Source organism: Pedobacter chitinilyticus (assembly GCF_003313385.1).
Classification (GTDB): domain Bacteria; phylum Bacteroidota; class Bacteroidia; order Sphingobacteriales; family Sphingobacteriaceae; genus Pedobacter; species Pedobacter chitinilyticus.
In genome coordinates this window covers 64,014-77,508 of the sequence record NZ_QMHN01000003.1, presented here as the reverse complement: position 1 = coordinate 77,508, position 13,495 = coordinate 64,014, and the positions used below count along the sequence as shown (strand labels likewise).

Below are 13,495 nucleotides of genomic sequence, written 5' to 3'. Positions count from 1 at the left end.
TAAAAGCTAATTAAAGTACGTATCGTATTAAATGCACATTATGGCTTGTTGATGTAATATTTTGTTTTCTTTTTGTTGTATTTGTTTACATAAAGTTAAAGTTTGGCTTTTAATTTCATAAATAGTTAATTTTTGAAAGTGTTTGAGTTAATCTTTCTGGGGGATTTTTGTTGCTAAACAATTAAAGAAATTTACATGCAAAGAGCTTTATTTAAACTATCAATGCTGATGTTATTGCTTTTGAGTTTTGCCAACGCAAAAGCTCAAACTACGCAAGCATCTATTTCGGGCAAGGTAACCGACGAAGAGAAAAAACCTATTCCAGGGGCTTCGGTTCAGGTTAAAAATGAGTCGACAGGTTTTACCACTAAAGTGGGAACCAATGCCCAAGGGGATTACACTTTTAAGGAACTTCCTTTGGGTGGTCCATATACGATTAAGGTTAATTTTTTAGGTTATGGCGAACAGACACTTTCTGGTTACATGTTAAATCAGGGAGATGCCGTAAGGGCCAACGTAGGGATGCAAACTTCAGCACAAACCTTACAAGCCATACAAATTAACGGTAATGGTTTAAGAAACAAAGTGGAGCAGTTTGGTGCTTCAACCGAGATTTCTTCTAAAACCATGAACCAATTACCTATTAATGGTCGTAATTTCTCCAGCTTAACGGACCTTTCTCCTTTAGCTGCAAACGGAGGAATTTCGGGTCAGTTGGGTTCTTCTACCAACTTTACCATCGATGGGATGACGGCGAAAAACCCAACTTCAGCAGGTAGTACAACCAGTAGAAGTGGAGCGCCATATTCTATTTCTATTGAATCGGTAAGGGAGTTTAAAGTAGTGACCAATCAATACGATGTTACTTTAGGTCGTGCAGGTGGTGGTACCATTAGCGCGGTAACTAAATCGGGTACCAACGAAATTAGTGGTAGTGCGTTTGGTTACGGTCGTGCAGATTGGTTGGCTAGCCCTAACGACATTAGAGGAAACAAAAGAACTAACGACTTCTCTACCTACCAGTATGGTTTCACTTTAGGTGGACCAATCATCAAAGATAAATTACACTATTTTGTGGGTTGGGATCATCAAAAAGACGCTCGTCCGTTAATTATTGCCGACGTGCAATCTGATGCAGATGCAGCTAGGTTTAACATCACCAATGCAACGTTAAGCCAGTTTTTAGGAATTGCTAGATCAAAATACGGCGTAGCTAATACCCCACAGTATGGTACTTTCGATAAAAAACGTGGTACTGATGCTGGTTTTGTCCGTTTAGATTGGCAAATTAATGACAAAAACCTCTTAACGGTAAGAGATAACTATACTAATGATAGAAACCCATTGGGATTGGGCGATAATACTTCTATCAACTTTTTGGAAAGTTATGGTAATGATAAAAACGTAGATAACAGTTTATTGGCTACACTTCGTTCTACCATTAGCAGTAAAGTGACCAATGAATTGAAAGTGCAACACCTATACACTTTCCAAGAAAGTTCACAAGGCGACCAATTGTCAGGCGCAATCCCAAGAGCCATTGTACGTAACTTGGAATCTACTTTACCTAATGGAAAATTAGGATATACCGCAGTCCAAATCGGAGGTCATCGTTTTGCGCAGGAAGGTTTTACCAATAATGTAATTCAATTGGTAGATAATCTTTATTACAATACTGATAAAGTGAAATATACTTTCGGGTTAGACTTAATGTACACCAACGCACTTTCTTTATATGGAAGTGAAGTGAATGGCCGGTTCGAGTATACAGATAACAGACCTGCAAATATTAAGTCTATTGATAACTTCAATAACTTAATTCCAAATAGTTTCTATAGAGAAGTACCTTTAATGGATGATCCAAGTGTAAGAGCAAGTATTTGGAATGCTGCCGTTTACGGACAGATGCAGACTAAGCTTGCAAAAGGATTAGAGTTTACAGGAGGTTTGCGTATTGATTACAGTAAATATCCTAAGTCACCACTTAACCAAGAGCTGTACAATGCTATTGGCGTAAGAACCGATCACGAATTGAAACAGTTTTTAGTACAGCCTCGTATCCAATTCAACTGGGATGTGAACGAAGAGCATACTGATTATGTTAGATTGGGTGCTGGTATTTTTGGTTCGGATGTGAACAACTACGTAACCATCAATAACCTTTCTTTTGATGGTAAACATTTTGCAACGGTTGATGTTTTCGGAGCAAATGTGCCAACACCAGATTTTATTGGTTACAGAAACGGTACAGCGCAGGCACCTACTTTATCTCAATTCCAAGTGCCAACCATTAATACTTATGCTGAAGATGCTAAAATCCCAGTGGTATATAAAGCAAACTTATCATACAACAGATTGATTAATGATAATTTACGTGTAGGAATTACGGGTTATGCCACTTTTGCACGCAACAATTATATGTATGTGGATAGAAACATGGTTGCTGATCCTTTCTTTAGATTAGCAAATGAAGGTAACAGAGGGGTGTTTGTGCCAACGGTTACAACTAATGGAACCTCTGATTGGAAAACTGGCCGCTTAAATACAGCTTTTGGCCGTGTATTGGAATTGAATAGCAAAGGAAAAGTAAACCAGTTTGCGGTAGTAGTTGATGGAAATTGGAGGTATTTCAAAGATGGGGAAATCTCAGCTAGTTATACTTGGAATGACAGTAAGGACAACACTTCGTTTAATGGTAACGTGGCTAATTCGGCCACGCTATCGTTACCTGTAGTTGATGACCCACGTAACTTAAGTAATGTCACCTATTCAAATGGCCAATTTAGGCACAAAGTAGTAATTTATGGTACTTTGCCTACGCTTTGGGGCGTTAAGGTTGGTGTGCGTTATTCAGGTATTGGCGGTACACGTTACAGCTTGCTTTCTGGGGGGAACACTAATGGAGACTTTGTGACAACGAACGATTTAGCTTTTGTTTTCGACAGAAACAATCCAAATGTGCCTGCGAATATCCGTACTGGATTACAAAATCTATTAGATAATCCAAATGCTAGCCAAAGCCTTAAAGATTATATTTTAAAATATGAAGGAAGAATGGCTGAGCGTAATGGTGGTGTCAATGGTTTCTTCGGTACGGTAGATGTTCGTGTTGCTTACCAATTTAAATTTGGTAAGGCTAAAAAGCAAAGTGTTGAAATCTCTGGAGATGTTTTCAATTTTGCGAATTTATTGAATAAAAAATGGGGCGTGACAGAAACTATGGGTACGCAAGCACTATATGCAGCATCAGGATTCAATCAAAGCGCAAAAGAGTATATCTATAATTTTAACAATACAGGTATCGTTAATCCATCAGGTAACCCTTGGCAAGCACAAATTGGTTTGCGCTACGGTTTTTAATCGAAGATCAATTAATGATTTGCAAAAGCCACACTTAAAAGTGTGGCTTTTTTTGTGAAAAAAATAAGTTATTTTAAAATAAACATATAGGTTGTTGGATCTTAAATAATTGATTTTTAGCTTTATAATAAATAAACATCGCCGATATGAAAATTCCTAATCCTAACCTTAGTTCGTCTTTCTAAAGGCAGACTTTCGAATCGTAATCTAGCTTTATCCTTACAGGCAAATAATCTTTATTATTCATGATTATGAAACATTTAATGACATTATTATCCTTTTTATGCCTAACGGTTCTAGGATTAGAGGGCTGTAAAAAAGGCAAAGTGAGTACAGAATTGCCAAAATGCAATCTCACTGGAAAGCAAATAATTGCTGTAGAAAACAAGACGGCTACATTGATTTACTCAAATAACATCACTGGAGTGACTATTGAAGGAAGAGGAGGTTTTTATCTTATAAATACTAATGTAGAGGGAATCTCTCTCCCGTTAAAGGTGTGCAATTTCCCAAAAGATAAATTTCGAGCGATAGCAATTGGCGATCATTTTAAAGTAGGTTTTAGCGGAAAGATAGAACTCCTGCCCGAAACGGCGGATGCTTTTAGCTTAAATATAGAGCTTAAAAGTATTAATGAAATAGGTAGTAAGTAAAGAGTGATTTATGTAACCAATCTAAATATTTATCTATTTATTAATAACAAATGAGTCATGAAAAAAAATCTATTTAAAGACGTAAACAGTGTGGCTGAGTCTTCACGAAAAGTCTTACTTGGTAAGGTAGACCATCTTAAAGAAGAAAGTAAACAGGCTTTTAATTCGCTTATCACTAAGTTATATACTATGAAAAAGGTTCAGCTAATGGCTTTTAGTATGTTGATTGCCTTTTCTCTTTCTTGTAAAGAGACTAACGATGAAGTGACGTATAAAGGAGTAGTAAAAAGAAAAACAGTGGACTGTACTAGTAGCCTCGGTTTTCCTGTAGTTATAAAAGTATATAATAGCTTAGAATACGATTCTATTTATACCGCTACCCTACCAGAGAATTATCAAGCAGTTGGAAGTGAGCTTGAATTTAAGATGAGACCATTAAAAACAGAAGATGAATTTACCCTTTGTAACACAACTATAATGAATCCAAAATTAATGGTGGTATATGATGTTGAAGGCAAAGAAATAATTAAAAAATGAAAACGAATTTATTTTATACTATGCTAATGTTGTTACTGTTTTCTTGTGCCAAGCAGGAAGGAGAAGCTGTTGAACAGTATTGTAATAATGCAAAAATTATCAAAATCACTTGCGGAGGTACAATTGTCCAGATTTTGAAACCTGAGAATGTTGGTAATGTATGGATAGATGCAAGTGCAGCTAACCTACTTACAACAACTGTGTACTGGTAGGAAATATGCCTTCGGATAAGCAAAATGAAGGTAGTACAATCTCTGTAGAATATCAAATAGTAGGTCAATTTGGAGATGGGAATTTTTGCGATATAGGAGGGCTTCCTACAACAAAAGTAAATGTGCTCAAGCTTTACGAAAATTGTAAACCAAATAAATTATGAAACTATTTATACTTCAATTAACAACTTTAGGCGCACTGTTTGTCCTTTTGTTCGCTTGTAGCAAAGATAAGAATAATAATTGCTATAAAGTCACGACCTTAAGTTCTGCTTGTCAAGGCATAGCGGCTCAATTCTCGGATCAGGAAGTAACGGACCAGAACGGGAAGATTGTACCAAATATCGTTGAACTCTTAAATGTCCCGCAAGAATTTCACAAGGTAGAAACCAGCTTCTACACTAAATTTATTGATGATGAAGTTGCGGCAAATAAGCCTGTTGCTTGTCCAGCCGTGTACGAGCCGTATAAAATTTACCTTAGTACCGGAACCTACAAATCTTCGTGTGAAAATCACTGATTTAATGCCACTCAAGGCAGGTTTGATTTAAAAATAGAGTGACCTAAAAACAACTACATCATGAAAATACTTCAACCAATTTTATCTCCTTTAGCCATTTGCTTTATACTGTTAACCAGTTTAAGCTGTAAAAAACGCAATAATTTGGATGCCGATGGCCTACCAAAAGCCACCCAAACTGGAGTTATAATGTTTGCCTGTAAGGTAAATGGCATAAACTGGATTGCAACAAAAAAAATGAATATAGATGGAGGATTCTATAAAGATATATTAAGAATTAAAGGTTCTGTAATCTTGTCAGACTCATTTGAAAGATTCGAAATACAAATTAAAAGCCTAGGTAATAATACTAGCTTTCGTTTAAATGGTACAGACGGGCGCTTTGCTTTATATGTGACTGACAAGAACTGTTCCATTGTTACTGGAGGTTATGGAATATCAGAATCCAAATCAACGGACGGAGAAGTAATATTTACTAGAATAGATACTGACAAGAAGATCATATCTGGCACCTTTTGGTGTGATATACCAACCGATAAATGCGGTGTATTGAAAATTACCCATGGCCGTTTCGATATCAGATATTATTAACCTTAATAAACTAAGTCAATCATCATGAAAAAAATCTACCTTTTGCTAAGCCTTATCTTGTGTTGGGCATACCAAGCCCTTGCACAGGACACTACCAGTTATTATGGTAAGTCGCAGTATATTTTTCAGCGTGTAGACAGGAACCAAATCAGTTCTGGTTTGCTAAGCGAGTATGGTGTTGAGTTTTTAAACCTTGCCAACTATAATGGCGCACTGTTAGCCGACAGCAATTTTGTCGGATTACAGGAGTGGCGTTTGTTGTACGCTAGTTTATATAGCTCACAGATTAAGAGCCCTGCCAATATGCTCCGTTTGGATACCATCAATAATCGTGTGCTCAATTATATTGGCATGAACCAGCCTATTAGCTTTGCGGTGTTGCATTATAACTACAATAGCTTGTGTAGTGATGCCGTTAGTGCCAATTTGCTAAGGGTAAGCAACGACCAATTGTACGATGTGCCCAATCGTTTACAAAGCCCATATCAAAACAATAACCTTTTTGCTGTGGCACCCATACGCCAGGCTGCAGTATTGGGTGCCAATAATGTTATTTTTAGGCCCGAGTTGTTCTTTAGCAATACAGGCAAGACAATTAATCATATTGCCATTGCCACAGGTGATGCCACCAACTACCAAACGGTGCCATTTAATACCCCTTATGCCATTAGTTTTGCGCAAGAAGGCTTTATTGACATTGCCATACGCATTACCTATACCGATGCCAGTACTTATTATGCCCACACCAAGCTGTTGGTGTACCCACAACCAGATGAGTTGGAGGGAAATACCTTAATCAATGGGAGCAATAATCAGACTTTTAGATTTGGTGGTTGGCGAACCACTACCAACGAAATTGTAACGGCCACCACGAGCTACCTAGGGCAGTTTGCCACAGGCGATATTACTATTCAACTGGCCGAGGGCAATACCACTGGACAAATACGCAAACCTTTAATTGTGGTAGAAGGTTTTGATATAGATAATGGGTATAATTTTCGAAATTTTACAGAGAGAATAACCGATAATCTCAATGATGGTCTAGACAATGCGCACGAATACGATTTGATTTTCCTGAATTTTGCTAACGCCACAGATTATATACAGCGTAATGCCTATCTGTTGCAACGGGTTATAAGCATTGTAAACAGCCGTAAAACTACCTATGGCGGTAGTAGGCAACAAAATGTCATTATTGGTTTAAGTATGGGTGGCTTGGTAGCACGCTATGCCTTGCGTAACATGGAGCTTAATAGTATAGCGCATGAAACCCGCTTGTTCATTAGTCATGATACTCCTCACCATGGCGCCAATGTGCCAGTGGGCGCACAGGCGGCGGTACAGCATCTTGCCCCTATTAAATTGTTAACCCCAACATTCTCTTCATCATTTCCTTGGTTAGAAAGTATTAAATGGGAAGACATGTTTCCGGAAATTGTGCGGGCAAACAATAGCTTTAATTCTCCTGCAGCAAAACAAATGCTGATACAGCGTTATTTGCTAAGCCCTTTAAATTATAAATTAGTGGTAGATAATAGCGCATATACGAATTTTTATACTGAGCTTAATAATATGGGCTGGCCGTTAAATAGCAAAAATTTAACCCTAAGTAATGGCGCCTGCAATGGTTCAAAAGTATTTGCAGACAATAGTCGCATATTTGAGATGATAGGAGGACGACCAATGTCATATGGCGGGCAATTGTGGCGCTCGGCAGTAATGACAGCTATTGCTCCTGTAGCACCCTTTGTGGTTTATGGAGGTAACGTTAATCCATTAAGCCTACTAATTCAGTTTCCTTTAAGTTTAATATCTACTAAAACATCTGTCAATTTAGACTTTCGCATCAACGCAGTGCCTTCAAGCGGCATAGCGGAATTGTATAGGGGTGATATTTTCATCAAACGAAAATTAGTATGGTTAATCAACTCTACCAGTTACATCATGAAAACAAGGATAAATTCTGTTTCGGGTATGCTGCCATTAGATAATGCACAGGGAGGTTTATATGATTTGGAAGAATTTGGTGTGAGCGAGGACTTGATTAAAAACAACTTGCCAAAGTTTTTTGAGGGCATCAGGTCAAGCGTGTTGCAGCCCCGTTTTTGTTTTGTGCCAACAGTAAGTTCTTTAGCCATATCAAACCCATGGACTAACCTTAACAAGAACCTGTGTGAAACTGTAAATTGCCTAACCCCTACAGGTGTAAAGGACTATTATGCCCCTCAACAAAACCAATTACATATTTCCTATACCCTACCGTCGGCAAATTGGATTTTGCAATGGCAAGATGCAGGTTTTGATTGTGCAAAGATATGCTCTAGTACGCTTTCTATTGCTGGCCCCTATGAAATCTGTGGCTCGGAAACTTATACCATCCCCAACCTGCCAGCTGGGTCTGTGGTGACTTGGAGTGTTGCTCCAACGGGGGTGCTTAGCTATACGGCTTCGGGCAATACCGCAACATTCACCAAAGTTGGCTATGCAGAAACCGCTGTTATTACGGCCACCATAACTACCCCCTGCGGCAATGTAACAACAAGTAAATATGTTAAGCCGGGTAATTATTTGGTTATTTACGATCGAGGGCCGATATGTCCAAATACTGGAGGAAATATTTTCTCCTCTAACCAAACGCTTACAGCTAATTATCTGTGGAAACTGAGGAGAACCGATGGATCCACTCCACGTTATATGATGTTGGGTGAAAGAAGTCCAAGAATAGATTTATTTGTATATGAAACAGGAACGTTTATTCTGTCTTTTTCTTTAACTAATTCATGTGGTGTTTCACAAACCCAAATACCTATTACCGTGGTTGACTATGGTTGTATTGGTGGTTACCCTTATATGGTTTATCCCAACCCCAGCAGCAGCGAACTAAAAATTAGTCAAAAATTGGTAGAAGATGTTGGTAGTGCAAAAAAGATGGGTTCAAATATTTTTAGTGTAAAACTGCTAAATGAAAAAGGTAAAATATTAAAAGCAGGCAAAGTCAATGCAAACAGCAGAGAAATAGTTTTACAAGTGGCGGATATCCCTAATGGAATTTACTATTTACATATTTATGAGGGTAAAAATGTGAAAAAACAACAAGTCGTGATTTCGCATTAACGACCTTAAACACCGAGAAGCCACAAGCCATTCCAAATAGGAATGGCTTTTTTTGTAAAAAGTAAGATATAGTATCTATAAGTTCTGATTTATAAATAGCTTTAAGCTTTCTAAAACATTAACTAACAACATGAAGAAAATTTTACTAGCGCTTGCGTTGGTGTTTTCTGCTGTATTTGCATTTTCGCAACAAACGTTTCCTGTAAACGGCTCTGCTGATGTGCGGTCGGGGCAGTATGCCTTAACCAATGCAACTATTGTGGTCAACGCCAACCAAACCATCAGCAATGGTACGTTGCTGATTAAAAACCAAGTGATCCAATCAGTGGGTAGCGGCACTGCAATTCCCAAAGGATACGTGGTGATCGACTTAAAAGGAAAATACATTTATCCTTCGTTAATTGACGCTTTTACCAGCTATGGTATTGCTGCAGATCCAAGCGCAGCGCAACGAGGCGGCGGTTTTGGCGGTCAACGTCAATCTATTTTTACCACCACTAAAAAAGGACCTTACAACTGGAATGCGGCCATTAGACCAGAAACAGAAGTAAGAACCATTTTTGCGATCGATAACAAAAAAGCAGATGAATTGCGTAAAGCTGGTTTTGGTAGTGTAAACGTGATCAACCGTGATGGTATTGCTCGAGGAACCTCTGCAGCAGTAACGCTAAATGATGAGTTTGAGCACAAGGTTTTTTTGAAAGATCAAACTGCTGCTAACTATTCATTCAACAAAGGAACTTCTTCAAACGACTATCCAACTTCATTAATGGGGTCCATTGCATTATTGCGTCAAACCTATTTAGATGCTGCTTGGTATAAAGGACAAAAAGAAGAGTACAATATCTCTTTAGAGGAATTTAACAAACAACAAACCTTACCTCAAATTTTTGAGGCCGATGGATGGCAGAATATTTTACGTGCCGATAAAATTGGTAAAGAATTTGGCAAACAATATATCGTTAAATCAAACGGCGACGAGTATCAACGTATTGATGCCGTTAAGGCAACTGGCGCAAGCTTGATCATTCCAATTGCTTATCCAAAAGCCTATGATGTAGAAGATCCAGCAGAAGCTAGAAACATTGGTTTGGCACAAATGAAAGCTTGGGAAATGGCAGCAACCAATCCTGGAGTTTTAGAGAAAGCGGGAATTAACTTCGCATTGACTGCTTTTGGTTTGGATAATACCCGTGAGTTTTGGGCAAATATCCGCACCGCGATAGAAAACGGTTTGACCGAGAAACAAGCACTGCTTTCAGTAACCGAAGTGCCTGCAAAAATGTTGGGCATTAGCGATAAAGTTGGTTCTATTGAAAAAGGTAAATTGGCCAACTTCCTCATTACCTCAGATAATTTATTCAAAAGCAGCAATATTATCCACGAAAACTGGGTGCAAGGCAAACGTTACATCGTTAACAAAATGGATGTAAGCGATTTGAAAGGCGTTTACAATTTAAATGTAGATGGCGTTGGCACATTGACTTTAAAAATCACAGGACCTACAACGGCTGCCATTGAAAGAGCAGGTGCTGACAGTGTAAAAACTACAGGAACCTTTGCACGCAACGGCGACTGGATCACTTTGAACTTCAACTTAAAGAAAAATCCTAAAGGAGATGTTCGTTTAATAGGTTACATTTCTTCCGAATCGCCAATTGCCATGAAAGGCGAAGTGGCTTTAAGCGATGGTACCGAAGGTAAATGGGCAGCTACTTTTAAAGAAGCGGCTAAAGAAATGCCAAAAAGAGAGGAGCCTAAACCTGTTCTTGAGGCTAATGGACCTCTAATTTATCCATTCCAAGCTTTCGGTAACGAAGCTTTACCTAAAGTAGAAACGGTATTGTTAAAGAATGCGACCGTTTGGACAAATGAAAAAGATGGCATCCTTCCAAATACTGACGTACTTTTAGAGAATGGTAAAATCAAAGCCGTAGGTAAAAACTTAGCTGCGGGTTCTGCAAAAGTAATTGACGCGACTGGAAAACATGTTACGCCTGGTATTATCGACGAGCACTCGCATATTGCAGGTACGGGCGGAATCAACGAAGGCGCGCAATCGGTTTCTTCTGAAGTGCGTATCGGAGATATCATCAATTCGGAAGACGTGAACATCTATCGTCAGTTGGCTGGTGGAGTAACTACTTCTCAAATTTTGCACGGTTCGGCAAACCCAATCGGTGGCCAATCTCAATTGATTAAATTACGTTGGGGTAAATTGCCAGAAGAATTGAAATTTGCTGGCGCAGATGGTTTCATCAAGTTCGCTTTAGGAGAGAACGTGAAACAAAGTAACTTTGGTACTGGACAACGTTTTCCAGTAACTCGTATGGGGGTTGAGCAAACTTTTGTAGATGCCTTTACGCGTGCGAAAGACTATGAAGCGGCATTAAAAGTGAAGGGAAATAATGTGCGTAGAGATTTAGAATTGGATGCCTTGGTAGAAATTCTGAACAATAAACGTTTCATTACTTGTCACTCTTATGTACAGTCGGAAATCAACATGCTGATCCATGTAGCAGATAGTTTAGGCTTTAAAATCAATACCTTTACACACATTTTAGAAGGATATAAAGTGGCTGATAAAATGAAAGCTCATGGTATTGCAGCTTCTACTTTCTCTGACTGGTGGGCCTATAAATTTGAGGTGGCCGAAGCCATTCCTTACAACGGAAAAATCATGCACAACGTGGGCATTACTACAGCATTTAACTCTGATGACGCAGAGATGGCTCGTCGTTTAAATCAAGAAGCGGGTAAAGCGGTATTGTACGGTGGTGTACCAGAAGAAGAAGCTTTTAAATTCGTAACCCTAAACCCAGCTAAAATGCTTCATATTGATGATAAAGTTGGAAGTTTAAAAGCGGGTAAAGATGCCGACGTAGTGGTTTGGTCAGACAATCCGTTATCGATTTATGCCAAAGCGGAAAAAACTTTTGTAGATGGTGTTTTGTATTGGGATATCGATAAAGATGCTCAAAAACTAAAACAACAACAAGTAGAAAGAGCTAGATTGATTCAAAAAATGTTAGACAGTAAAAATAAAGGCGGAAGAACTCAACGTCCAATGGGCATGACTTCTACCTTGTACAATTGTGAAACTGCTAGCGACTATTCAAATGGTTTTGAAGCCATACAAACAGAAGAAGGAGGACATCACCATGAATAAGAAAATATTAACCCTGTTTTTAGCACTTGCAGCTAGTGTATCAGCATTTGCTCAAGCAAATATTTCTCCAGCAAAGGCACAATCCAAAAAAGTAATTTTATTGGGCGGTGTGGTGCATACTGGAAATGGACAGGTCATCAATAACGGATACGTAGTATTTGAAAAAGGCAAAATTACAGGTGTGGGCGATGCGACTACCGTAAGATTTGCAGCCAATGATGGTGAAATGATTAACGTAAATGGCAAGCACATTTACCCTGGCTTTATTGCTCCAGTGAACACTTTGGGCTTGGTAGAATACGAATCGATCAAAGCAACCTTGGATTTTCAGGAAATAGGAAACCTAAATCCGCACATCAGATCAATCGTAGCTTATAACACTGATTCTAAAGTGCCTGCAACCTTGCGTACCAATGGGGTATTAATGGCGCAAATTAGACCTAGTGGTGGCGCTATCTCAGGTAGTTCATCTATTGTTCAATTGGATGCTTGGAACTGGGAAGATGCTGCCATTAAAACAGACGATGGAATGCACGTTTCATGGCCAGCAACGCCTCGTTTCAGAGGTGGTTTTGGTGGTGGTCGAATGGGTGCATTTTCTCCAGAGTCATTGGCAGAACGTACGCAAAATGCTATTTTAGAATTGAATAGTTTCTTCACCGAAGCAAAAGCATATAACGAAGGTGCAAAACCTGCCGAAACCAATACGCGTTTTGCAGCGATGGCCAAATTGTTCAAAGGTGAGCAAAAGCTTTATATCACTGCTAATACGCAAAAGGATATCGTAGCTGCCGTTAACTTTGCTAAAAAATTCAATATTACGCCAGTAATAATTGGGGGTAGTGATGCTTATTTGATCACTGATTTCTTAAAGCAAAACAACGTGCCAGTAATTGTGAAACAACCACACGCTTTGCCAAATAACATTGATGATGATGTGAATATGCCTTATAAAAACGCCGCAATTTTATATAATGCAGGTGTAACCGTAGCGGTAAGTATTGATGATTTTTGGCAACAACGTAACTTGCCTTTCATGGCTGGAACCGTAGCTACTTGGGGCTTGGATAAAGAAAAAGCATTGCAAACCATCACCCTAAATACTGCAAAAATTTTAGGCGTTGATAAATCTGTAGGTAGCTTAGAAGTAGGTAAGGATGCTACTTTGTTCGTGTCTACTGGCGATGCATTGGATATGAAAAGCAACAAAATCGAAAAAGCTTTTATTCAAGGTAGAGATATCAATTTAGATAATCTTCATAAACAACTGGACAAAAAATTCAGTGATAAGTATGGGATTAAATAAACATATCCATTAAACTTTAAAAATCCTCCTGAT

The 13,495-nt window shown here is 38.6% G+C and carries 9 protein-coding genes; all 9 read left to right on the top strand.

Translation table 11 applies throughout. The features are described 5' to 3' along the window. Positions 1-195 precede the first annotated feature (195 nt). The 9 genes from DUT70_RS10490 (at position 196) to DUT70_RS10450 (ending at position 13,462) form a co-directional block, all read left to right on the top strand. Positions 196-3,360, top strand: a complete 3,165-nt coding sequence (locus DUT70_RS10490; protein WP_240432084.1) for a TonB-dependent receptor — start codon at positions 196-198, stop codon at positions 3,358-3,360. A 251-nt stretch (positions 3,361-3,611) separates the two neighbouring features. After that, positions 3,612-4,013 carry a hypothetical protein gene (locus DUT70_RS10485; RefSeq protein WP_128353348.1) on the top strand — a complete coding sequence of 134 codons (402 nt, stop codon included), beginning with the start codon at positions 3,612-3,614 and terminating at the stop codon, positions 4,011-4,013. Positions 4,014-4,070: 57 nt separating this feature from the next. Next, positions 4,071-4,550, top strand: a complete 480-nt coding sequence (locus DUT70_RS10480; RefSeq protein ID WP_113647288.1) for a hypothetical protein — start codon at positions 4,071-4,073, stop codon at positions 4,548-4,550. Continuing rightward, positions 4,547-4,762: a hypothetical protein gene (locus DUT70_RS10475; protein WP_128353347.1), complete on the top strand. Its 216-nt coding sequence runs from the start codon at positions 4,547-4,549 to the stop codon at positions 4,760-4,762. Before DUT70_RS10480 ends, DUT70_RS10475 begins: the two co-directional genes overlap by 4 nt. 160 nt (positions 4,763-4,922) lie before the next feature. Continuing rightward, positions 4,923-5,282: a hypothetical protein gene (locus DUT70_RS10470; RefSeq protein WP_113647286.1), complete on the top strand. Its 360-nt coding sequence runs from the start codon at positions 4,923-4,925 to the stop codon at positions 5,280-5,282. A gap of 60 nt (positions 5,283-5,342) precedes the next feature. Continuing rightward, positions 5,343-5,873 (top strand): hypothetical protein, encoded by a 531-nt coding sequence (locus DUT70_RS10465; RefSeq protein WP_113647285.1) that lies wholly within the window; start codon positions 5,343-5,345, stop codon positions 5,871-5,873. Positions 5,874-5,897: 24 nt separating this feature from the next. Next, positions 5,898-8,987, top strand: coding sequence for a T9SS type A sorting domain-containing protein (locus tag DUT70_RS10460; protein WP_113647284.1), 3,090 nt, complete (start codon positions 5,898-5,900; stop codon positions 8,985-8,987). A 130-nt stretch (positions 8,988-9,117) separates the two neighbouring features. Further along, positions 9,118-12,156, top strand: coding sequence for an amidohydrolase family protein (locus tag DUT70_RS10455; protein WP_113647283.1), 3,039 nt, complete (start codon positions 9,118-9,120; stop codon positions 12,154-12,156). Continuing rightward, on the top strand, positions 12,149-13,462 hold the full coding sequence (locus DUT70_RS10450) for an amidohydrolase family protein (protein ID WP_113647282.1): 1,314 nt from the start codon (positions 12,149-12,151) through the stop codon (positions 13,460-13,462). The genes DUT70_RS10455 and DUT70_RS10450 overlap by 8 nt, the downstream gene beginning before the upstream one ends. Positions 13,463-13,495 lie beyond the last annotated feature (33 nt).

Coding starts and splice junctions, on each gene's coding strand:
- DUT70_RS10485 (WP_128353348.1), top strand. CDS start 3,612: ATGAAACATTTAATGACATTATTATCCTTTTTATGCCTAACGGTTCTA.
- DUT70_RS10450 (WP_113647282.1), top strand. CDS start 12,149: ATGAATAAGAAAATATTAACCCTGTTTTTAGCACTTGCAGCTAGTGTA.
- DUT70_RS10490 (WP_240432084.1), top strand. CDS start 196: ATGCAAAGAGCTTTATTTAAACTATCAATGCTGATGTTATTGCTTTTG.
- DUT70_RS10465 (WP_113647285.1), top strand. CDS start 5,343: ATGAAAATACTTCAACCAATTTTATCTCCTTTAGCCATTTGCTTTATA.
- DUT70_RS10480 (WP_113647288.1), top strand. CDS start 4,071: ATGAAAAAAAATCTATTTAAAGACGTAAACAGTGTGGCTGAGTCTTCA.
- DUT70_RS10460 (WP_113647284.1), top strand. CDS start 5,898: ATGAAAAAAATCTACCTTTTGCTAAGCCTTATCTTGTGTTGGGCATAC.
- DUT70_RS10455 (WP_113647283.1), top strand. CDS start 9,118: ATGAAGAAAATTTTACTAGCGCTTGCGTTGGTGTTTTCTGCTGTATTT.
- DUT70_RS10470 (WP_113647286.1), top strand. CDS start 4,923: ATGAAACTATTTATACTTCAATTAACAACTTTAGGCGCACTGTTTGTC.
- DUT70_RS10475 (WP_128353347.1), top strand. CDS start 4,547: ATGAAAACGAATTTATTTTATACTATGCTAATGTTGTTACTGTTTTCT.